Origin of the sequence: Pseudomonas sp. Sample_14 (assembly GCF_004307515.1) — a bacterium.
Lineage (GTDB): Bacteria > Pseudomonadota > Gammaproteobacteria > Pseudomonadales > Pseudomonadaceae > Aquipseudomonas > Aquipseudomonas atacamensis.
This window is the reverse complement of record NZ_RCOC01000086.1, coordinates 24,735-47,372: the sequence shown is the minus strand read 5'-3', so window position 1 is coordinate 47,372 and position 22,638 is coordinate 24,735. Positions and strand designations below refer to the sequence as shown.

The 22,638-nt window shown below is 60.4% G+C and carries 18 protein-coding genes; 12 read left to right on the top strand and 6 right to left on the bottom strand.

The window, feature by feature from the left end; all coding sequences use genetic code 11:
• The first annotated feature begins 23 nt into the window (after positions 1-23).
• A complete protein-coding gene (locus D8U61_RS20265) occupies positions 24-1,736 on the top strand; it encodes a monovalent cation:proton antiporter-2 (CPA2) family protein (RefSeq protein ID WP_016770839.1) in 1,713 nt (570 codons plus the stop codon).
• On the opposite strand, the gene D8U61_RS20260 is transcribed toward D8U61_RS20265, so the two are convergent.
• Positions 1,733-2,941 carry an ammonium transporter gene (locus D8U61_RS20260; RefSeq protein WP_130903337.1) on the bottom strand — a complete coding sequence of 403 codons (1,209 nt, stop codon included), beginning with the start codon at positions 2,939-2,941 and terminating at the stop codon, positions 1,733-1,735. The two genes, D8U61_RS20265 and D8U61_RS20260, sit on opposite strands and share 4 nt — an antisense overlap.
• A gap of 301 nt (positions 2,942-3,242) precedes the next feature.
• Between D8U61_RS20260 and D8U61_RS20255 the strand changes: the two genes are divergently transcribed.
• From D8U61_RS20255 to D8U61_RS20220, 8 genes are all read left to right on the top strand, one after another.
• Positions 3,243-3,557 carry a YqjD family protein gene (locus D8U61_RS20255; RefSeq protein ID WP_016770842.1) on the top strand — a complete coding sequence of 105 codons (315 nt, stop codon included), beginning with the start codon at positions 3,243-3,245 and terminating at the stop codon, positions 3,555-3,557.
• Positions 3,558-3,559: 2 nt separating this feature from the next.
• A complete protein-coding gene (locus D8U61_RS20250) occupies positions 3,560-3,946 on the top strand; it encodes a phage holin family protein (RefSeq protein WP_016770843.1) in 387 nt (128 codons plus the stop codon).
• Complete coding sequence (locus D8U61_RS20245) at positions 3,943-4,281, top strand: hypothetical protein (protein ID WP_016770844.1); 339 nt, start codon at positions 3,943-3,945, stop codon at positions 4,279-4,281. Before D8U61_RS20250 ends, D8U61_RS20245 begins: the two co-directional genes overlap by 4 nt.
• 120 nt (positions 4,282-4,401) lie before the next feature.
• Positions 4,402-5,565 (top strand): EAL domain-containing protein, encoded by a 1,164-nt coding sequence (locus tag D8U61_RS20240; protein ID WP_024013699.1) that lies wholly within the window; start codon positions 4,402-4,404, stop codon positions 5,563-5,565.
• Positions 5,566-5,634: 69 nt separating this feature from the next.
• Complete coding sequence (locus tag D8U61_RS20235; RefSeq protein WP_016770846.1) at positions 5,635-6,963, top strand: deoxyguanosinetriphosphate triphosphohydrolase; 1,329 nt, start codon at positions 5,635-5,637, stop codon at positions 6,961-6,963.
• Positions 6,964-7,335: 372 nt separating this feature from the next.
• Positions 7,336-7,962, top strand: coding sequence for a response regulator transcription factor (locus D8U61_RS20230; protein ID WP_016770847.1), 627 nt, complete (start codon positions 7,336-7,338; stop codon positions 7,960-7,962).
• Between the two features lie 8 nt (positions 7,963-7,970).
• On the top strand, positions 7,971-11,615 hold the full coding sequence (locus tag D8U61_RS20225; protein WP_130927527.1) for a transporter substrate-binding domain-containing protein: 3,645 nt from the start codon (positions 7,971-7,973) through the stop codon (positions 11,613-11,615).
• Between the two features lie 49 nt (positions 11,616-11,664).
• Positions 11,665-14,610: an HD domain-containing phosphohydrolase gene (locus D8U61_RS20220; protein ID WP_130927526.1), complete on the top strand. Its 2,946-nt coding sequence runs from the start codon at positions 11,665-11,667 to the stop codon at positions 14,608-14,610.
• Here the strand turns inward: D8U61_RS20220 and D8U61_RS20215 are convergent, their stop codons facing one another.
• Both D8U61_RS20215 and D8U61_RS20210 read right to left on the bottom strand, forming a co-directional pair.
• On the bottom strand, positions 14,611-15,093 hold the full coding sequence (locus D8U61_RS20215) for a GAF domain-containing protein (RefSeq protein ID WP_016770850.1): 483 nt from the start codon (positions 15,091-15,093) through the stop codon (positions 14,611-14,613).
• Positions 15,090-15,980 carry an ATP-binding protein gene (locus D8U61_RS20210; protein ID WP_016770851.1) on the bottom strand — a complete coding sequence of 297 codons (891 nt, stop codon included), beginning with the start codon at positions 15,978-15,980 and terminating at the stop codon, positions 15,090-15,092. Before D8U61_RS20210 ends, D8U61_RS20215 begins: the two co-directional genes overlap by 4 nt.
• A 165-nt stretch (positions 15,981-16,145) precedes the next feature.
• Between D8U61_RS20210 and D8U61_RS20205 the strand changes: the two genes are divergently transcribed.
• Positions 16,146-18,467 carry a response regulator gene (locus D8U61_RS20205; RefSeq protein ID WP_038860418.1) on the top strand — a complete coding sequence of 774 codons (2,322 nt, stop codon included), beginning with the start codon at positions 16,146-16,148 and terminating at the stop codon, positions 18,465-18,467.
• Here D8U61_RS20205 and D8U61_RS20200 read toward each other — a convergent pair.
• The 3 genes from D8U61_RS20200 to msrB all read right to left on the bottom strand — a co-directional run bounded on the left by D8U61_RS20200 (position 18,451) and on the right by msrB (position 19,891).
• Complete coding sequence (locus D8U61_RS20200) at positions 18,451-18,909, bottom strand: MarR family transcriptional regulator (protein ID WP_125926337.1); 459 nt, start codon at positions 18,907-18,909, stop codon at positions 18,451-18,453. The genes D8U61_RS20205 and D8U61_RS20200 overlap by 17 nt on opposite strands.
• Complete coding sequence (locus tag D8U61_RS20195; RefSeq protein WP_016770854.1) at positions 18,906-19,391, bottom strand: glutathione peroxidase; 486 nt, start codon at positions 19,389-19,391, stop codon at positions 18,906-18,908. Before D8U61_RS20195 ends, D8U61_RS20200 begins: the two co-directional genes overlap by 4 nt.
• Positions 19,392-19,495: 104 nt before the next feature.
• Entirely contained in the window at positions 19,496-19,891 is a 396-nt protein-coding gene (gene msrB, locus D8U61_RS20190; protein WP_016770855.1) for a peptide-methionine (R)-S-oxide reductase MsrB, read from the bottom strand.
• Between the two features lie 224 nt (positions 19,892-20,115).
• Between msrB and D8U61_RS20185 the strand changes: the two genes are divergently transcribed.
• Entirely contained in the window at positions 20,116-21,327 is a 1,212-nt protein-coding gene (locus tag D8U61_RS20185; RefSeq protein ID WP_016770856.1) for a pyridoxal phosphate-dependent aminotransferase, read from the top strand.
• A gap of 303 nt (positions 21,328-21,630) precedes the next feature.
• Positions 21,631-22,518 (top strand): protease HtpX, encoded by an 888-nt coding sequence (gene htpX, locus D8U61_RS20180; RefSeq protein WP_007908619.1) that lies wholly within the window; start codon positions 21,631-21,633, stop codon positions 22,516-22,518.
• Positions 22,519-22,638 lie beyond the last annotated feature (120 nt).

Here is a 22,638-nt window from a genome sequence, read left to right as displayed (position 1 = left end):
ACGCCCTGACAGCGGAGTGTCCCGTGTTTGCAAATCTGTTGATCATTCTCGCCTCATCCCTGGTGGTGATTGCCCTGTTCCGGCGCCTGCGACTGCCGCCGGTGCTGGGTTACCTGTGCGTGGGATTACTGGTCGGGCCGAACGCATTCGACTGGGTCAACGAGAGCGAACATCTGCCCGATGTCGCCGAGCTGGGCGTGGTGTTTCTGCTGTTTTCGCTGGGTCTGGAGTTCTCCCTGTCGAAGATGATTGCGCTGCGTCAGGTGGTGTTTCGCCTCGGCAGTCAGCAAGTGCTGATCAGCACAGCGCTGCTCGGCACACTGTTGATGGGCCTGGGCATGCCGCTGATGCCGGCGCTGTTACTCGGCGCAGGGTTATCGCTGTCATCCACGGCGATCGTGACCAAGGAGCTGGGCAGTCTTGGTGAAGTATTCAGCAGCCACGGCCAGAACGCGGTCGGCGTGTTGCTGTTTCAGGACGTTGTCGCGGTATTGCTGCTGACACTGGTTCCGGTCTTCGCCGGCACCAGCGAGCAGGCCTGGTATTGGGCCCTGCCGTTGACCCTGGGCAAAACCGTGGTGCTGTTCTTCGGCCTGCTGCTCGCCAGTCGCTGGTTATTGCCACGGCTGTTTCATGAGGTGGCGGCCTCGCGCTCTGCGGAGCTGTTCGTCCTGCTGGCGCTGGTGATCGTGCTGCTGACTGCCTGGCTCACGCACTTGTTGGGGCTGTCGCCTGCACTCGGCGCTTTCCTCGCCGGCATGTTGCTCGGGGAAAGCCATTACCGGCACCAGATCGAAGCCGACATCCGGCCCTTTCGCGACATTCTGCTCGGCGTGTTCTTCGTCAGCATCGGCATGCTGATCGACCTGCAATTGTTCGTCAGTCACAGCCTGTTGATCATCGGCCTGACGCTCGGCCTGATGCTGATCAAGGGCATCGTGGTCGCGCTGCTGGTGAAGTGGCGCGGCAGTGACAGCGAAACCGCATGGCGCAGCGGCCTGGCCCTGGCCCAGGGTGGCGAATTCTGTTTTGCCTTGATGGCGCAGATGCAGCAGAACAGCCTGTTGCCGGCCGAACCGGGCGCCCTGCTGCTCGCGGCGACCTTCTGTTCGATGCTGCTCACGCCACTGCTGTTGCGTGCGGCGCCGCGCATCGCCGCCGTGCTGCACCGCAAGCCCAATCAGGAAGCGCAGATCGAACAGATCAGCGCGCTCAACGCCGACCTCGACCAGCACGTGGTGATCTGCGGCTACGGACGCGTCGGCCAATCCATCGGCCGCTTCATGGGCAACGCCGGGCAAGCCTATGTTGCGCTGGACAACGATCCGGTGCGGGTGCAGGAAGCCGCATCTGCGGAAAGCGACGTGCATTACGGCGACTCGGCGCGTGGCGATCTGCTTACTGCGGTTGGCCTGTTGCGCGCCAGGCTGCTGGTGATTGCTGTAGATCAGAGCGACGTGGCGTTGCGCATTCTGCGCGAAGCCCGCCGACTCAACCGACAGGTGCCCATTCTGGTACGCACCCGTGACGACAGCCAATCGGCGGAACTCAGAGCCGCCGGTGCCACCGAGGTGGTGCCGGAGCTTTTGGAGTCGAGCCTGATGCTCGCTTCACATGCGCTGATCATGCTCGGCCTGCCCGCGCACAAAGTGCAGGAGAAGGTCGATCAAGTGCGTATCGATCGCTATCGCCTGCTCCACGGTTTCTATCCCGGAGCCAATGATGAGGAAATCTAGTCCTGACTCACCGCGCCGATCTTGTGCAGCGACAGGTCGGCGCCGTAATACTCTTGTTCCTGACTCAGGCGCAGCCCATGCAATGCCTTGATCGCGCCGTAGACGACGAAACCGCCGACCAGCGCGACCGCGACGCCAAGCGCAGTGCCGATCAACTGGCTGATCAGGCTGACACCGCCCAGGCCACCCAGCGCAGACTGACCGAAGATGCCGCAGGCAATCCCGCCCCACACGCCACACAAACCATGCAGCGGCCATACGCCCAGCACATCATCGATGCGCCATTTGACTTGGGCAGCGGTAAAGCACCAGACAAACAAGGCTCCGGCGATCGCGCCGGTTACCAGCGCACCCACCGGATGCATGAGGTCGGAGCCGGCGCAAATCGCCACCAGCCCGGCCAGCGGGCCGTTGTGCAGAAAGCCCGGGTCATTGCGCCCGACGATCAACGCGGCGACGGTGCCACCGACCATGGCCATCAGCGAGTTGACCGCGACCAGGCCACTGACACCTTGCAGGGTTTGCGCGCTCATCACGTTGAAGCCGAACCAGCCGACAATCAGGATCCACGAGCCCAGCGCCAGAAACGGAATGCTCGACGGCGCGAACGCGACCAGGCGCCCATCGCGGTAGCGACCATTGCGCGGGCCGAGCAGCAGAACAGCGGCCAACGCCAGCCAACCGCCCACGGCATGCACCACCACCGAGCCGGCGAAATCATGGAATGCCGCGCCAAACTGCTCCGCCAGCCAGCCTTGCAAGCCGAAGTTGCCGTTCCAGATCAGCCCTTCGAAAAACGGATAGATAAACGCTACGATCAGCGCCGTCGCGCACAACTGCGGGACGAAACGCGCGCGTTCGGCAATGCCGCCGGAAATGATCGCCGGGATCGCGGCAGCGAAGGTCAGCAGGAAGAAAAACTTCACCAGGCCATAGCCGTGGTCAGCCGCGAGCACCGCCGCCGGTTGCATGAAGGTGACGCCATAGGAGATCCAATAGCCTATAAAGAAATAGGCCAGGGTCGAGACGGCGAAGTCGCTGAGGATTTTCGCCAGCGCGTTGACCTGGTTCTTCTGCCGGACCGTGCCGACCTCCAGAAAGGCGAAACCGGCGTGCATCGCCAGTACCATCACCGCACCGATCAGAATGAACAACGTGTTGGAGCTGTGAACCAGCGTGTCCACAGCGCTTTGCAGATTTTCCATGAGGAGGCAGACCCAAGGCTAAAAGGCACCAAAGCGGTTCATGCGGGCATTTCATGCACCAAATTACGACTCATCAGTCATACAACCGCAGGGTTGATGAACTGATTTGGCGCATATATCGATGCCCGATCACAAACGGCTAGCAAATGAATTAGAGTTTTTCTGCTCGGACGCCCGGCAACAGCGCACATACGCGGAGCGACGCACCACGACACAGCAAAAGTTGTACCAGGCATTTGCACTGAACCTTCGCGCAAGGCTCATACTCGAACGCTTCAAAGCCACCTACGGAGATCCACCCATGGCCAGCATCAAGGCAAAGACTGCTCAAGAAATCCTGATGAACGACTTCCAGACTCTGGTCGCCGACACCGAACGCCTGCTCGAGCACACCAAGACCCTCGCTGGTGATCAGGCCGATGAGCTGCGTGCCCAGATTCACGACAGCCTGCTGCGTGCCCGGGAAACCCTGAAAGTGACTGAAGACACCCTGCGCGAACGCGGTCAGGCGGCGGTCACCGCTACTGAAGACTATGTATCGGCCAACCCATGGCAATCGGTGGGCATCGCTGCCGGCGTCGGCTTTCTGATCGGCCTGCTGGCAACTCGGCGCTGATCATGTCGATCGGTGAATCCGGCCCGACTACGGGCACCGCCTCCTCCACACGTCGCCTCGGCGCTGCCGTTCTGGGCCTGCTGCACAGTCATGTCGAGTTGTTCGGCATCGAATTGCAGGAGCAGAAATCACGTACCGTCAGCCTGCTGCTGTTCGCGGGCTTGGCACTGGTGTTTGCCCTGCTGTTGCTGGTGGGTCTGTCGACGCTGGTGATGATCATCTTCTGGGACACCTACCGCCTGGCAGCGATCATCGGCCTGTGCGTGTTTTACACGCTGGCGTCGATCTTCTGCGGCCTGCGCCTCAAAGCGGCGATTTTCGATGAGTCCTCGCCTTTCCACGGCACGCTCGAAGAGCTGGCCAACGACCGGGAGCGTCTGCTGCCATGAGCCTGCCTGAACTTCCGCACAACAGCTCGCGCCGGGAAATGCGCAAGGCACTGATCCGCCTGCGCATGGAAATGCATCGTCAGGAAATCCGCCACGAGACCGCGCAAGTGTTGCAACCGTTGCAGCGCATGCGTGGCATGAAGCAGAACGTGCAGGACGGTTTCGGCATCAAGCACGCGCCGTTGTGGGGCGTGGCGGCGGTGACGCTGCTGGGTTTCCTCACCGGCAAAGGCTCGAAACGCAGCAGTGGTGGCGGTTTGACGCGACTGCTGCGTCTGGGCACGACGCTTGGGCCGCTGATCAGACTGGTCATGCACAGCTCGGGCAAACGCTGAAGCGCCCATCTGGCTACATTCTTGCAATAGCGCCGGGATGAATCTCCTTATCGGGAGATTCCATCCCGCGTGCCTATCCGGCAAGCGCGGCCAAACCAAAAACAAGATTAAGGACTTGCCGTGATCGACGGGCAACCGCTCGCCTGTTTTCAGCCTTTCATCGATACCGCCACAGGCCGCATCGCTGGTGTCGAAGCACTCGGTCGCTTGCGCCAGAGCGATGGTCAACTGACCTCGGTCGGGCCATTGTTCGCCGACCCACGGACCCCGGCCACCGCCTTGCGCCGTCTCGATCGGCAGATCCGTGACCACGCCCTCAGCCGCCTGCATGAAGCGCCGGCGGAGTGGTTCCTCAGCCTGAACATGTCGCCACGCTGGATCAGTCGCCTGCGCGCCGATCAAGCGCTGCCAAGCCTCAAGCAATTGGCGCGACACCAGGTTGATCCGCAGCGCATCGTTTTCGAAATCACCGAACTGGGTGGTAACAGCGAACGCCTGGCCCACGTGGTCGGGCGCTACCGTAACGCAGGGGCGAGAATCGCCATCGATGATTTTGGCGCCGGCTATTCGCAGCTGGATCGGGTACTGGCCCTGCAACCGGACATTCTCAAGCTCGACATGCGCCTGTTTCAGGCTGCGGCCCTCGGCGGACCGAGCAGTGACGTGGTCAAAGCACTTGCGCAGATGGCCGAAAAAACCGGCTGCTGGATCATCGCTGAAGGCGTCGAAACCGAAGCACAGCTGAATTTCGCCCTGGAGTGCGGCTCGCGCTACGTACAAGGTTTTCTTTTCGCCCGGGCGCAGGAAGACTTCTTCGCTACGGATGCTTTCGTCGCGCATTTCGCCCAACTCAGGCAGCGCTACGTAAAACAGAAACTCAGCGAGCGCGGAAGGCTGATGCAGATGCGTCAGCAGCTCAGCGAACTGATGGCGATTCTGCAGCAATGGGCCCAGGCCCGCGCCCCGCTCAGTGCATTGCCGCAATTGCAGGCGTTTCCCTGGCTGCTGCGCTTTTATCAGTGCGATCGCCACGGCACGCAACTGACGCCCAACCTCGAATGGCGCCATGACGGCTGGTTTGCCGATGACCGCTATCTGGGGCACAACTGGTCGTGGCGACCGTATTTCTATCATCTGCTGGCCGAAGGCTGGGAAGAACGCCGCCTGACCCTGTCGAACACCTATCGCGATGCCACCAGCAACCAGTATTGCCTGACTGCCGGACAGTTTTTCGATAACGGTGAACGCTTGCTGTTGATCGATATCGACGCAGCAGGCCTGTAGTTCTGCTTGCAGGCACAGGGCCGAACCGGGAAGCTAGGACGATCAGTCACCAGACGGAGAGATTCAGCCTTGGATTGGCCAACCCTGCTCAACCGCGAACGCCTCGGCAAACCGCTGCACAGCCCGCAAGAACTCGGCCGCAGCCCTTTTCACAAAGACCATGACCGCATCATTTTCTCCGGTGCCTTTCGCCGCCTCGGGCGCAAGACCCAAGTGCACCCGGTCACCAGCAACGATCACATTCATACCCGCCTGACCCACTCGCTGGAAGTCAGTTGTGTCGGCCGTTCGCTGGGCATGCGTGTCGGTGAAACCTTGCGCAGCGCGCTGCCAGACTGGTGCGACCCGGCCGACCTCGGCATGGTCGTGCAATCGGCTTGCCTGGCGCATGACATCGGCAATCCGCCGTTCGGCCATTCCGGCGAAGACGCGATTCGCCACTGGTTTCAACAAGCCGCCGGGCGTGGCTGGCTGGACGGCATGAGCGAGGCCGAGCGTGGTGATTTCCTCAATTTCGAAGGCAATGCTCAAGGCTTTCGCGTGCTGACGCAGCTGGAATATCACCAGTTCGACGGCGGCACGCGCCTGACCTACGCGACGCTGGGCACCTATCTGAAATACCCATGGACCGCGCGCCACGCCGACTCCCTCGGCTACAAGAAACACAAATTCGGCTGCTATCAGAGCGAGCTGCCATTGCTCGAACAGATCGCGCACAAACTCGGCCTGCCGCAAATCGAAGACCAGCGCTGGGCACGCCATCCATTGGTCTACCTGATGGAAGCCGCTGATGACATCTGCTATGCGCTGATCGATCTCGAAGACGGTCTGGAAATGGAGTTGCTCGAATACGCCGAAGTCGAGTCACTGCTGCTCGGTCTGGTCGGCGACGATTTGCCGGAAACCTATCGCCAGCTCGGCCCGCAGGATTCCCGGCGGCGTAAACTGGCGATCCTGCGCGGCAAGGCCATCGAGCACCTGACCAACGCGGCGGCGCGGGCATTTGTCGAACAGCAGGATGCTCTGCTCGCCGGCACGCTGCACGGCGATCTGGTCGAACACATGCACGGGCCGGCGAAGCGCTGCGTGTTGAACGCCAAGGACATCGCGCGCAAGAAAATCTTTCAGGACAAGCGCAAGACCCTGCACGAGATCGGCGCGTACACGACGCTGGAGATCCTGCTCAATTCGTTCTGCGGCGCCGCGCTGGAGCAGCACAACGGTCGCACGCCGTCGTTCAAGAGCCGGCGCATCCTCGATTTGCTTGGCAACAATGCGCCGGATCCGCAGGGTTCGTTGCACAGTTCGTTTCTGCGCATGATCGATTTCATCGCCGGCATGACCGACAGTTACGCCAGTGACATGGCACTGGAAATGACCGGGCGTTCAAGTCACTGAGTCTTGAGGGGTCAGCCGGTCACTGATCTGACCGGCTGACCCCCATGAGAGTTTTGCTGAATGCCCCTGTGAACCAGGTGAGATTCAACTACGCTTGACCCATTAACCAGATCAAATAAACACCGCTGATTAAACACAACTTTAAACACCGACAAATAATTGAATATCAATATTGGCCTTCGGATCATTTCAATCTTCGGCTAATTGATTGCTCGCCCTTCCTTACGCCGAACCTAATTTCAACGTAGTCTCTTTCCTCATTACGCGTAGGATTAATCCGATAACGTAGTCGCGACACTACCAGTCCATGCGAGTGCTCATGCATCTGAGCTAAGGTGCGCGCTTTATTCATGCTTGCATGGGACTCTATTTATGAACTCCGTTTTTATTGTGGACGATCATCCGGTCATCCGCCTCGCCGTGCGAATGCTCCTGGAACATGAAGGCTACAAGGTCGTCGGCGAGACCGATAACGGTGTCGATGCCATGCAGATGGTCCGTGAGTGCATGCCCGACCTGGTCATTCTCGATATCAGCATCCCCAAGCTGGACGGCCTCGAAGTGCTGGCCCGCTTCAACACCATGGGTTCGAATTTCAAGATTCTGATCCTGACGGCGCAGTGTCCTACGCTGTTCGGCATTCGTTGCATGCAATCCGGCGCATCGGGATATGTCTGCAAGCAGGAAGACTTGAGCGAATTGGTCAGCGCAATCAAAGCGGTACTTTCCGGTTATAACTATTTCCCCAGTCAAGCGCTTAATCCGGTGCGCGCCGACGACACTCGATACGCTGAACTTGAACTGTTCAAATCCGTCAATGACCGCGAACTGATGGTATTGCAGTTATTTGCTCAGGGACGTACCAACAAGGAAATAGCCAAGGGCATGTTTCTCAGCAACAAAACCGTCAGCACTTATAAAAAGCGTCTGATGCAAAAACTCAAAGCCAGATCCCTTGTAGAACTTATCGAGATGGCCAAACGTAACGCACTCGTGTGAGACTCCGCATGCCCAGCCGTGTAAAGGACTACCTGATTGCCTTGAGCGCTGTTCTGTACCTGAGCGCCAATGCCCTCGCCGCGCCAAGCGCTTCACCGGACTATGCATTGCTCAGCCGCTCGGCCACCGAGGCCGTGCAAACTGTCCTGCAGCCGTCACAACGGCAATGGCTGCAGACTCGCAGCGAACTGAAACTGGGTACCTCCGCACCTGATTACCCGCCATTCGACATGACCGTCAGTGGCCAGGACTACGAGGGACTGACCGCCGATTACGCAGGGATTCTCGGTCAGGCCACCGGTTTGCCGATTCGCGTGCAACGCTTTCCCTCGCGCGAGGCTGCAATTCGCGCCTTGATCGATGGCCAGATCGACCTGCTTGGCACAGCCAACGGCTACGAAGCAGGCAATGCCAACCTCGCGCTTTCCAGACCCTATGCGGTCGATCAGCCCGTACTGGTAACCCGCGAGGACGAAACCCGCTCGTTGACCGAAGGCCTCGCCGGGCTGCGCCTGAGCATGGTGTATCACTACCTGCCGGTGCCCGAGATCAAAGCGCTGTATCCCAAAGCGCTGATCACCTGCTATCCGTCCTACCAGAATGCAATCAACGCGGTGGCCTTCGACCAGGCCGATGTGTTTCTCGGCGACACCCTCTCCACCCATTACATGATCAACAAGGGCTATCTCAACAATGTCCGTATGGCCAACTTCGGCAAGCAGGAAGCCCATGGCTTCAGCTTCGCCGTGCGGCGCAGCAATCCGCAGCTGCTGGGCATCATCGACACGGTGCTCGCAGCGATCCCGAGCAGTCAGCGCGACGACATCGCCAAGCGCTGGAGCGCCGGCAGCGACCTGCTGCTCACTGACAGAAAACTGCAGCTGACAGATCGTGAGGAAAACTGGCTCAAGCAGCATCCCGTCGTCAGCGTGGTGGTCAATGAAGCTTACGCACCGTTGACCTTCTTCGACAGCGCCGGCAATTTCCGCGGCATCAGTGCCGACCTGCTCGAGCTGATCCGCTTGCGTACCGGCCTGCGTTTCGAGGTTCAGCGCAGCCGCAACGATGCGGAAATGATCAGGCAGATCGACAATCACAAGGCCGATCTGATCGCAGCCCTGCTGCCCAGCGCCGAACGTGAAAAAAACCTCAGTTTCAGTCGCCCGTATCTGGAAAATTCCTACGTGCTGCTGACCCGCAAAAGCGCCGACAGCCCGACCAATCTGGGCCAACTCAAAGGCAAGCGGCTGGCAATCGCTCAAGGCAATCCGCTGGTCGCCTACTTGCATGAGAATTTTCCGGGCATCGAACTGATCGAAACCCCCGACACGTTCAGCGCCGTGTCGATGCTCGCCGAGAACCATGTCGACGGTGCGGTGAACTCGCTAGTGATCGCCAACTATTTCATCTCATCGCGCATATTCGATCGGCCACTGCAAATCACCACCACGATCGGCACCAGTCAGGCAGCCTTCTCGCTGGCGACCGCCCGTGACAACACCGAACTGGCCTCGATCATCAACAAGGCGCTGCTGAGCATCGCTCCCGAGGAGCTCGGCGTGATCAACGGCCGCTGGCGCGGTTACTCCACGGCATCACAGAACATCTGGCAAAACTACCAGCGCCTGTTCTACCAAGTGGTCGCAGCCGCCGGCCTGATCCTGCTGCTGTTGTTGACCTGGAACGCCTACATGCGCCACCAGATCAAACAACGCCAGGCTGCCGAACGTGCACTGAACGATCAACTGGAGTTCATGCGCTCGCTGGTCAACGGCACGCCGCACCCGATCTACGTGCGAGATCGCCAGGGTCTGCTGCAAAGTTGCAACGACAGTTATCTCGAAGCGTTCAACGCCAGACGCGAGGACATCATCGGCAAAGGCGTGATGCATGGCACCCTGAGCAACGCATGCGAGGCCGAGGCATTCCAGGCCGATTACCAGAGAGTCATTGCCGAAGGCATTCCGTTGATCCTCGACCGGCCCCTGCACATCGGCAACCGCCGTTTGACGATTTACCACTGGATTCTTCCCTACCGCGACTCCAGCGGTGACGTTCAAGGGATTATCGGCGGCTGGATAGACATCAGTGAACGCCGCCAATTGTTTGAAAAACTGCGTGCAGCCAAAGAGCAGGCGGACGAGGCGAACCGGGCCAAAAGTACCTTCCTGGCAACCATGAGCCATGAGATCCGTACGCCGATGAACGCCGTAATCGGCATGCTCGAACTGACCCTGCGACGCATCGATCCGCAACACCCCGATCGCGCATCGATCGACACGGCCTACCATTCGGCCAAGGATCTGCTCGGGCTGATCGGCGATATCCTCGACATTGCCCGCATTGAGTCGGGACGTCTGAGCCTGTCCCCGGAGTGGATCAATCTGGTCGACACAGTAACCTCCGTTGCACGCATCTTCGACGGCCTAGCGCGGCAGAAAAACCTTGCCTTGCAAGTCGTCTTCAACCCGCCGCACCCGGCTGTGGATGTGCATCTGGATCCGCTGCGCTTCAAGCAGGTGCTGTCCAACCTGGTCAGCAACGCTATCAAGTTCACCGAAAGCGGCCACGTGCGGATCACCCTCGACCTGATCCCGGCAGACGCTGCTGGTCGAACATTGATGCAGCTGACCGTGCAGGACAGCGGCTCAGGCATCAGCGCCGAAGATCAACAGCGCTTGTTCGAGCCATTCTCGCAGGCGGAAAACGGCAGTCGGCAGGCAAAAAACGGCGCCGGACTGGGGCTGGTCATCAGTCGCAACCTGTGCGAAATGATGGGCGGACAACTGCAGTTGAGCAGCCAGCCCGGCATCGGCACTCAGGTGTGCATATCGCTGCCGCTGGACAGCCTGCCGGCAAAGGCGAATCCGCCGAAAAGCGAGCCGTTGATCAAGCCTGCGACAACGCCGTTACATGTCCTGGTTGTCGACGACCATCCGGCCAACCGTTTGCTCATGTGCCAGCAACTGGAGTTTCTCGGACATCGCTTCAGCATTGCCGAAGATGGCTGCAGCGGCCTCGAGCGGTGGAAGGCCGATCATTTCGATCTGGTGATCGTCGACTGCAACATGCCCTTGATGAACGGCTATGAGATGACCCGTGGGATTCGCCAGCTTGAACTGCAAAACCATCGCCCGCCGTGCACCGTGCTGGGTTTCACCGCCAATGCCCAGCCGGAAGAAGTCCAGCGCTGCAAGCTCGCCGGCATGGACGACTGCCTGTTCAAACCGTTGAGTCTGACCCTGCTCGGACAGTGGATCGACGGCATCACGCCGGCTTCACCGGCCTCGGTGTTCGATCTGCAAAGTCTGAGCTTGCTGACCGGCAACAACCCGGCGCAGACCCGACGCATGCTGGTGGAGCTGCTCAAGAGCAGCCGCCTCGACCGCGAGGAACTGCTCAGGCTGTCGCCCGAGGATGATCGCGAAGCGCTGGCGGTGGCTGCGCACAAGATCAAGGGCGCAGCACGCATCGCGCAGGCCTCGCGGTTGATCGAATGTTGCGATGAGCTTGAGGCCGCTTGCGAGCAAGCGCTCGCATCACAGGAGATTGCCCGTCGCTGGGCGGCAACCAGCCAGGCGATGCTCGAACTGGCGCAGGCCCTGCAGCAGCAATTGACCCTGGCCGATCAAGGCACAGTCAGCGAGTCTTAACTATGCTTGGACGCTGAGCAGTGAGTTAAACATTCATGGAGAGCCAGCAATGCACAGCCCACTGCGCCCCGAGCAACGCCGGTTGCCGCTGCACGTGCACATCAGCGTCATGTTCACCTTTCTTTTATTGCTTACGGGCGTGGTGCTGGGCCTGTTCAATTACCACCAGACCACGCAGATCATCCTGTCGAGCAGCGAAAAGCTGTTTGATCGGATCGAGCAGGATGTACGCCTCGATCTGCAGGCAACCTATCAGCCGATCCGCAACCTGCTGAGCCTGCTGGCGGACACCCCGGCGGCCCACGCGAGCGATCTGCAACAACGCCTGCCGTTGCTCAAACCCTTCAGCCAGTCGCTGACCGACAACCCGGCGCTGGCATCGCTGTATCTGGGTTATACCAATGGTGATTTCTTCATGGTGCGCGCGCTGCGCACGGCGGAACTCAAGGCACAGCTTCAGGCGCCGGAAGCGGCGGCCTATCAGGTCTGGAGCATCGAGCACGAGCCGCAAGGCACTGTACGCTCGCAATCATTGTTCTTTGATCAGGCGCTGACGCCGCTCAGCCGCCGCGATCATCCAGACGAGCCTTACGATCCGCGCAGCCGGACCTGGTTCAGCGACGCCCTGCAACAGGCCGGGCAAATCACCACCGAGCCCTATGTATTTTTCTCGACCCACAATGTCGGCACCACGCTGGCCCGGCGCAGCGGCGAGAACGCGGTGATTGGCGCCGATCTGACCCTCGCTTCGCTGTCGACCGCCTTGGGCAAGCACCGGGTCACGCCTTCGACAGAGATCGCACTGTACGACACCGATGGCAACGCCGTGGCCTATCACGACAGCCATCGCCTGATCGTCGATGACCGCACTGCACGTCTGGCCAGAGCGGCCGATCTCAGCCCTGAGCTGAACGCGCTGCTCAGCTCCGACACTATCGGCAAGCGTCTGCAAGTAAACGACCGGCAATGGATCGTCGCGCGCACCAGCATCGAGGAAGGCGGGCCGAAAGGTTTGCAACTGGCGCTGCTGGTGCCAGAAGACGAATTACTGGTGGATGCGTTCCGCATGCGCTGGCAAGGCGCGCTGATCACCCTCGCCATCCTGTTGCTGTGCCTGCCATTGGGCTGGGTGATTTCGCGGATTCTGGTCAAGCCGCTGCATGCCTTGGTCAAAGAAGCCGACGCGATCCGCAGCTTCGACTTCAGTTCTCCGCTGGCGCGCCGCTCGCCCGTACTGGAAGTCGATCAATTGAGCCTGTCGATGGCGCGGATGAAAGAAACCCTGGGCAGTTTCTTCCGCATCACCGACAGCCTTTGCGCCGAAACCCGTTTTGCCCCGCTGCTCGAACGCGTGCTGTTCGAAACCGTGCAGATCGCTCAGGCGCAGGCCGGTCTGATCTACCTGCGCGAAGCCGACGGCGCGCGCATGGAACCCTATGGACTGGTCATCGATGGCGTGCCGCAGAAGCTGGAGGCGTTTGACATTGAGGGACGTGAGCTGCACAAAAACACCGGCCCGGCGTGGTTCGAGCAACTGGCCAGCGCCAACAATACCGTCAGCCATCTGGGCTTCGATCAGGCCGGCGACTTGCAGAAAATCCTCTTGGCCATGGAATCACCGCGCATCCACCTGATCGGCATCCGCCTGCACAACCAGCACGACGAAACCATCGGCCTGCTGATTCTGCTGGTCAATGACAGCGGCGCGCCGGGCGACCTGGAAAAGCTGCGCCCCGACCGTATCGCCTTCTTGCAGGCGGTGTCCGGCGCGGCGGCGGTGAGCATCGAAAGTCAGCGTCTGCAAGCGCGGCAGAAACAACTGCTCGATGCCTTCATCCAACTGCTCGCCAGCGCGATCGATGCCAAGAGCCCCTACACCGGTGGCCATTGCCAGCGAGTGCCGGAATTGACGCTGATGCTCGCCCAGGCCGCTGCGGCAAGCCAGGACCCGGCGTTCAGCGCTTACCAACCGAGCGAGGATGAATGGGAGGCGTTGCACATCGCAGCGTGGCTGCACGATTGCGGCAAGGTCACGACGCCGGAATACGTAGTCGACAAGGCCACCAAGCTCGAGACCATCAACGACCGCATCCACGAAATCCGCACCCGCTTCGAGGTGCTCAAGCGTGACGTGTGGATCAACTACTGGCAGACGCTGGCAAGCGGTGCAGACGAAGCGGCGCTGGCCCGCGCCCGTGATAGTGAGTTGCTGATGCTCGACGACGACTTCGCCTTTGTCGCCCGCTGCAATCTCGGTGGCGAGGCCATGGCCGAGGCCGATCTGCTGCGCCTCGAGCAAGTCGCGCAACGCAGATGGCTGCGCACACTGGATGATCGCCTCGGTGTGTCATGGGAAGAAAACCGCCGCCAGGCAAAAACACCGGCGGCGACGCTGCCCGTCAGTGAAACACTGCTCGCCGACAAACCCGAGCATCTGATCGAACGCGACAAGAACGAGCTGATCCCCGAGGACAACCCCTGGGGCTTCAAACTCGATGTACCCGAGTACAAGTACAACCGCGGCGAGCTGTACAACCTGAAGATCGCCCGCGGCACCCTTACCCGTGAAGAGCGCTACATCATCAACCATCACATGGTGCAGACGATCATGATGCTCAGCCACCTGCCCTTCCCCGGTCACCTGGACAGCATTGCCGAGATCGCCGGCGGTCATCATGAAAAAATGGACGGCACCGGGTATCCGAAACGGCTGAAACGCGAGGAGATGAGCCTGCCGGCGAGGATGATGGCGATTGCCGATATTTTCGAAGCGCTGACCGCCGCCGATCGCCCTTACAAGAAAGCCAAGTCGTTGAGCGAGGCGCTGGGGATCATGGCGACCATGTGCCGTGAAGCGCACATCGATGCGCCGTTGTTCGGCCTGTTCATCAATGAGGGTGTGTACATGCAGTACGCGACGCGGTTTCTTGATCCCGCGCAAATCGACAGCGTGGATACGGCCAGCCTGTTGCACAAGGCTGGCCTCAGCGGTTGATCAGCAGTCGGTCAGGCGCAGGAAAATCGCCGCCAGTTGCTCAATGCCGGCCTGATCCTCGGCGCCGAAACGCGCCAGCTTCGGGCTGTCGAGGTCGAGCACACCTATCAGGCGTCCGTCCTTGACCAAGGGCACTACCAGTTCGCTGTTGGACGCGCTGTCGCAGGCGATGTGGCCCGGGAAGGCATGTACATCCTCGACGCGCTGGGTTTGCAGGCTGGCAGCAGCAGCGCCGCAAACACCGCGCCCGAACGGGATGCGCACGCAAGCGATCTGTCCCTGAAACGGGCCGAGCACCAGCTCTTCGTTGCGATTGAGGTAGAAACCGGCCCAGTTCAGATCATCGAGCTGGTTGAACAGGAATGCGGAAAACTGCGCGGCATTGGCGATGAAGTCGCGTTCGTCCGCCAGTAGCGATTCCAGTTGCGCGGCCAACATACCGTAGCCTTCGAGGCCCTGGCCGCTTTGTTGCAAATCAATCATGCCTTGTGCTCCAGCAATTTCAGTCCCACCCAGTAGCGGGCGAATTGATACGCGCAACGTCCGTTGCGATTACCGCGGCCGGTGGCCCAGCGCACGGCGAGGATGTCCAGTGCTTCGTCGCGCTGCCAGCTCAGGCCGGCCTTGGCGGCCAACTGGCCGATCCAGTGCTCGACGACGTTGAGAAAATGTTCCTGGGTAAACGGGTAGAACGACAGCCACAGACCGAAACGGTCGGACAGGGCGATCTTGTCTTCCACCGCTTCGCTCGGGTGCAGTTCGCCGTCGACGCGCTTCCAGTTTTCGTTGTCGCTTTCCTTTTCCGGCACCAGGTGGCGGCGGTTGGAAGTGGCGTACAGCAAGACGTTGTCGGGTGCCTGCTCGAGCGAACCGTCGAGCACGCTTTTCAGCACGCGGTAGTCGCCTTCGCCGGATTCGAACGACAGGTCATCGCAGAACAGCACGAAACGTTGCGGCAATTTGGCGACTTGCTCGACCACCCGTGGCAGGTCAGCCAAGTGATCGCGTTCGATCTCGATCAGACGCAGGCCGGCAGCGGCGTGCTCGGCCAGCAACGCACGCACCAGCGAAGACTTGCCGGTACCGCGCGAGCCCCAGAGCAAGGCGTGGTTGGCCGGCATGCCATCAAGAAATTGTTGTGTGTTGCGCCCCAACTGCTCCAACTGCCGGTCGACGCCGATCAGGTCGGACAGACGCATGTCGAGGCTGACTTCCAGCGGCAACAGGTAGCCGCTGCGACCGTCACGCTGCCAGCGCGCTGCCAGGCATGTGTTCCAGTCAATGACGGGGCGCGGTGCCGGCAACAGTGGTTCGATTCGCGCCAGAACCGACTCGGCGCGTTCAAGAAAAGCATTCAATCGGGAATCCACGTCTTCTCCTCGGGCACTTTCACAGTGATGATGACGATCCAGCGACGACACACAGATAAAATCGCCTCAGCAAGCCTTGTTACAAGGCGATTCGGGAACCTCGGTATCCCTGCATGATCGACTATGCTTGAGCAGCGAAGGGAAACGGAAGTGGTTCAACAACCCATGGATATCAAATTCACCCACCGGCTGTCTTACAAGCAAGCCAGGCTTACCGTGCTGGTCGGGTTCATTCTGGGCACCCTGCTCAGTCTGCTGCAGATCGGCATCGATTATGCCAGCGAAGACGCTTCCATCAACCGGGAAATCCTCGCACTGCTGGAAATCAGCCACAATCCGGCCTCGCGCATCGCCTACAACATTGATGCCGAACTGGCGCAGGAGCTCACCCTCGGCCTGCTGCGCTCGCCGGCGATCATCGCCGCGCAACTGATCGACAACAACGAGACCGTCCTGGCCAACGTCAAACGCCCGGAACTGCAGAGCAGCTATCGGCTGATCAGCGACTTCCTGTTCGGCGCCAAGCGTCATTTCGAAGATCGCCTGTACCTCGACCATTTGCCCAACGAATCCCTCGGCGTCCTCAAACTGGAAGTCGACACTTACGCCTTTGGCAGCCGCTTCTTGCGCCGCGCGGAAGTCACCCTGCTCAACGGTTTCGCCCGCAGTCTGCTGCTGACCGGTATCCTCCTGGCGCTGTTCTACGTGATGCTGACCAAACCACTGGTGCGGGTCATTCGTGAGCTCAGCGGTCGCGACCCGCGCAGCGCCGAGCCGACCACGCTTGAGTGCCCGGCCGGCCACGGCAACGATGAGATCGGCGTGCTGGTCAAGGTCGCCAATCAGCAGTTCGAGAACATCGCCACCGAAATCCAGCAACGGCGCACCGCGGAAAATCGCCTGACCGAATACCTCGCGCAACTGGAAGACATCGTCTCGGCGCGCACCGCCGAACTCAAGGCAATCAACGCCCGCCTCAGTCAATCCAACGAAGAGCTCGAAGTGGCCCGCCGCACTGCGCTGGACATGGCCGAAGCGCGTTCGGCGTTTCTGGCCAACATGAGCCATGAAATCCGCACACCGCTCAACGGTTTGCTGGGGATGATCGCACTGTCACTGGACGGCCCGCTCAACGCCGAGCAGCAGCAACAACTGTCGATCGCCCACGACTCGGGCAAGGTGCTGGTGGAACTGCTCAACGATATTCTCGACCTGTCGAAATTCGACGCCGGGCAACTGGAGTTGGAAAACATCCCGTTCGACCTCGGCTCGCTGATCGAAGACACCGCCAACCTGCTCTCGCAGAACGCCGCGCCGAGCGTAGAGCTGACCTGCCTGATCGAGCCGCACTTCCCGGCGCTGGTGCTGGGCGACCCGACCCGAGTGCGGCAGATCGTCAGCAACCTGCTGTCGAATGCGCTGAAATTCACCCGTTTCGGTCGGGTCGATGTGCGCCTGTCGGCACACAAGGGCGGCGTGCGCATCGAAGTCTGCGACACCGGCATCGGCATCGCCCAGGAAGCGCAGGTGAAAATCTTCCAGCCGTTCACCCAGGCCGGCGCTGGTATCACCCGTCAGTACGGCGGCACCGGGCTGGGGTTGGCGCTGACATATAACCTGTGCGAAGCGATGCAGGGGCGCCTGACCATCAGCTCCGAAAGCGGTTTTGGCAGCCAGTTCTGTGCCGAGCTGCCACTGCCCTGCCACACTCGCGCCCTCCCTCCCCAGCCGTTACGTGGCAAGGTCCTCGCCATTACTGCAGCCAGCAGTGGCCTGGCGGAATTGCTGAAAAGCCTGTTGCCGGTGTGGGGCCTGGAATACACGCAGCGCACTATTGATGATTCGCTGCTGGGCCTGAATCCGGATGTGCTGATCACCGATTGTCCGGAATGCCTGTTCGGTCTGCGCCCGAGCATCACCGCGCCGATTCTGCTGGTGACTGCTTACGGCAGTTTTCTGCCCAGCGAAGAAGCCGCCGCCCTCGCCCCCTTGCAGCAGCAGGCCCGGCCGCTGGCGCGCAACGCGCTGTACCAGCATCTGCGACGGATTCTGCAACCGGAGGTCGCCGCCCTCACCGAAGCGCAAGCGGACGCCTCGCCGTCCGCGCGCCGGGGCAAGGTGCTGCTGGTCGAGGACAACCCGGTCAATCAACTGGTGGCAAAAGGCATGCTTGGCAAGCTTGGCTGCGATGTGGTGGTGGCGGGGCATGGCGCCGAGGCGCTGGATCAGCTGGAGTTTGCCGATTTCGATCTGGTGCTGATGGACTGCAACATGCCGGTGATGGATGGCTATGAAGCCAGTCGGCAGATTCGCCAGAGCGGGCGCTGGCCGAATCTGCCGATTGTCGCGCTGACCGCCAATGCCATGTCCGAGGAACGCGAACGCTGCCGCGCGGCGGGCATGAGTGACTATCTGGCCAAACCGTTTCGCCGCGAAGAACTCGCCGCGCTGCTCGATCAGTGGATGCCGACTACGCCAGCGCTTTGATTTGCCCGAGCAAGTGATCGAGGCCGGCGCGCAAATCATTGAGTCGGTCCAGATCAACGCCACTGTCGCAGAGCAGGCGCGCTTTCAGCGGACCGACCCGCTCGCGCAATGCGGCTCCGGCAGGCGTCAGGCTCAGATGCATCTCACGTTCGTCGCGCGCCGAGCGCCGACGCCGGACCAGATCGCTCTGCTCCAGACGCTTGAGCAATGGCGTCAATGTCCCCGAGTCCAGCGCCAGACGTTCGCCCAAGGCCTTGACCGTCGGTTGCTCCGGCGCAGCATCCTGCCATTCCCACAGCACCAGCATCGCCAGGTACTGCGGATACGTCAGGCCCAACTGATCGAGCATCGGCTTGTAGGCACGAATCACCGCCCGCGAGGCCGCGTACAGCTTGAAGCACAACTGGCTGTCGAGCTTCAGCGAATCACCCGGCTGACTCATTTCAGCAAAGCTTCGATCTCGCCGCTCAGGTCCTGCGGTTTGGTCGTCGGGGCGAAACGCTTGACCAACTGGCCATCCTTGCCGATGAGGAACTTGGTGAAATTCCACTTGATGCCCTGCGAGCCGAGCAGGCCCGGGGCGCGCTTCTTCAACTGCACGAACAGCGGGTGAGCATCGGCGCCGTTGACGTCGATCTTTTTGAACAGCGGGAAGCTGACGCCGAAATTCAGTTCGCAGAACTCGCTGATGGCGCCCTCATTGCCCGGCTCCTGCTTGCCGAACTGGTTGCACGGAAAACCCAGTACCACCAGCCCCTGGTCCTTGTAGGTCTGCCAGAGTTCTTCGAGGCCCTTGTATTGCGGAGTGAAGCCACACTTGCTCGCGGTATTGACCACCAGCACCGCTTTACCGGCGAAATCGGCCAAAGTCTTTTGCTCACCCTTGATGGTGGTGCACGGGATATTCAGCAGGTTGTCGCTCATGGGTCGGCTCCGCAATGGTGAGGAAGGCGCAAACATAACGAGCAATTGAATTGCGTGCAATCTAATTGCTCGATAAAAAGGCGACGCAATGTCGCCTGTTTCGGTTATTCGCGCGGCTCGAGATTCAGGCACACCGAGTTGATGCAATAACGCAGGCCCGTCGGTGGCGGGCCATCCGGGAATACGTGCCCCAGATGCGCATCGCAGCGCGCGCATTTCACTTCGGTGCGAATCATGCCGTGGCTGGTGTCGCGGATCTCAGCCATCGCGCTATCGCCGATCGGCGCGTAAAAGCTCGGCCAGCCGCAGCCGGAGTCGAATTTGGTCTTCGAATCGAACAAAGGCTCGTTGCAGCACACACAGTGGTAGACACCGTCGGTTTTGGTGTCGTTGTATTTGCCCGAGAACGGACGCTCGGTGGCACTCAGACGGCAGACGTTGTACTGCTCGGGGTCGAGCATGGCACGCCATTCTTCCAGGGTTTTCTGCAACTTTTCCATCATCACACCTCAGCGGCTGAAAAAGCCCGATCTGTACCTTTTCCACGGATCGGGCGGCACGTATGATTGCGCCTCGTCACGCGCCAGTCTGGCAGCCAGACCGGGCGCATTCAAACGGATTCTGAGCGCAAAAGCGCCAGACCTCCGCCTGTGCGAAGACGCAGCAATCCCAGTACGGTTGTCCATTTGCCGCCTGGATCGTTCATTTTCGGGATCACATCGCCATGCAGTTCAGCAAATCGAACAAGCTCGCCAACGTCTGCTACGACATTCGCGGCCCGGTGCTCAAGCACGCCAAACGACTGGAAGAGGAAGGCCAGCGCATCCTCAAGCTGAACATCGGCAACCCGGCGCCGTTTGGTTTCGAAGCGCCGGACGAAATCCTCCAGGACGTGATCCGCAACCTGCCGACCGCGCAGGGCTACAGCGATTCCAAAGGCCTGTTCAGCGCGCGCAAGGCGGTGATGCAGTACTACCAGCAGAAGCAGGTTGAAGGTGTCGGCATCGAAGACATCTATCTGGGCAACGGTGTGTCCGAGCTGATCGTGATGTCGCTGCAGGCGCTGCTCAATAACGGCGACGAAGTGCTGGTGCCAGCCCCGGACTATCCGCTGTGGACCGCTGCCGTCAGCCTCGCTGGCGGTAACGCTGTGCATTATCTGTGCGACGAAGGCGCCGACTGGTTCCCGGATCTGGCCGACATCAAGGCCAAGATCACCCCGAACACCAAGGCCATGGTGATCATCAACCCGAACAACCCGACCGGTGCGGTGTACTCGAAGGAAGTGTTGCTGGGCATGCTGGAAATCGCCCGTGCGCACAATCTGGTGGTGTTCTCCGACGAGATCTACGACAAGATTCTTTATGACGACGCCGTGCACATCTGCACCGCTTCGCTGGCCCCGGACCTGCTCTGCCTGACCTTCAACGGCCTGTCGAAATCCTACCGCGTGGCCGGTTTCCGCTCCGGCTGGATCGCCATCTCCGGGCCGAAACACAACGCGCAGAGCTACATCGAAGGCATCGACATGCTGGCCAACATGCGCCTGTGCGCCAACGTGCCGAGCCAGCACGCGATCCAGACGGCGCTGGGCGGCTACCAGAGCATCAACGATCTGGTGCTGCCGCAGGGTCGCCTGCTGGAGCAGCGCAATCGCACCTGGGAGTTGCTCAACGATATTCCCGGCGTCAGCTGCGTGAAGCCGATGGGCGCGTTGTACGCGTTCCCGAAAATCGACCCGAAGGTCTGCCCGATCCATAACGACGAGAAATTCGTGCTTGATCTGCTGCTTTCCGAGAAGCTGCTGGTGGTGCAGGGCACGGCATTCAATTGGCCGTGGCCGGATCACTTCCGCGTGGTCACCCTGCCCCGCGTCGATGATCTGGAAATGGCCATCGGCCGCATCGGCAACTTCCTCAAGTCCTACCGCCAGTAATGGGCCAGCAGTGCGCAACGGATTGGCTGTTGCGCACTGTCTGATTCAGCAACACATCTTTGTTCCGCGCCTTTGCAGCCCTTCTACACTTGCGATGCGAGCCGTACAGACGTATCTGACCTAATGGCGGCGGGGCGAAAGGCTGTGTCATCCGTGTCGGAATCGAGGGTGGGAATTTTCTTTTTGCTCAGGAAACCGCTGTAGGACACAGTTTGAAATAGTCACTCGGTTGAATAGCCCGGTGCCGCACCTTATATACCCCGCAGTACGCTACATCTTTAGCTTGAGGAGAGTTCTACAACCATGATGCGCATCCTGCTGTTTTTGGCCACTAACCTGGCGGTCGTGCTGATAGCCAGCATCACCCTGAGCCTGTTCGGCTTCAACGGGTTCATGGCGGCCAACGGGGTCGACCTCGACCTCAGTCAGCTGCTGGTCTTCTGTGCGGTCTTTGGTTTCGCCGGCTCGCTGTTCTCGCTGTTCATCTCCAAGTGGATGGCGAAGATGAGCACCGGCACGCAAATCATCAGCCAGCCACGCACCCGTCATGAGCAATGGCTGCTGCAAACGGTCGAGCAATTGTCCCGCGAAGCCGGGATCAAGATGCCTGAAGTCGGGATTTTCCCGGCCTACGAAGCGAATGCTTTCGCTACCGGCTGGAACAAGAACGACGCGCTGGTCGCGGTCAGCCAGGGCCTGCTCGAGCGATTCTCGCCCGATGAAGTGAAAGCCGTACTGGCCCACGAAATCGGTCACGTCGCCAATGGTGACATGGTCACGCTGGCGCTGATCCAGGGCGTGGTGAACACTTTTGTGATGTTCTTCGCGCGGATCATCGGTAACTTCGTCGACAAGGTCATCTTCAAGAACGAAGAAGGCCAGGGCATCGCCTATTACGTGGCGACCATCTTCGCCGAACTGGTGCTGGGCATCCTCGCCAGCGCAATCGTCATGTGGTTCTCGCGCAAGCGCGAATTCCGTGCCGACGAAGCCGGCGCCCGCCTGGCCGGTACCAGCGCGATGATTGGCGCTCTGCAACGCCTGCGTGCCGAACAGGGCCTGCCGGTGCACATGCCCGACACCCTGAACGCCTTCGGCATCAACGGTGGCATCAAACAGGGCTTCGCCCGCATGTTCATGAGCCACCCGCCGCTGGAAGAGCGTATTGACGCACTGCGTCGTCGCGGTTGATTTGACCGAAGTGAAAAAGAAGGCCCGCAGCGATGCGGGCCTTTTTTTGTATCTTCAGATCATGCGTTGTCAGCAAAGTCCCTTTCGCGAGCAGGCTCGCTCCCACCTTTGGAATGCATT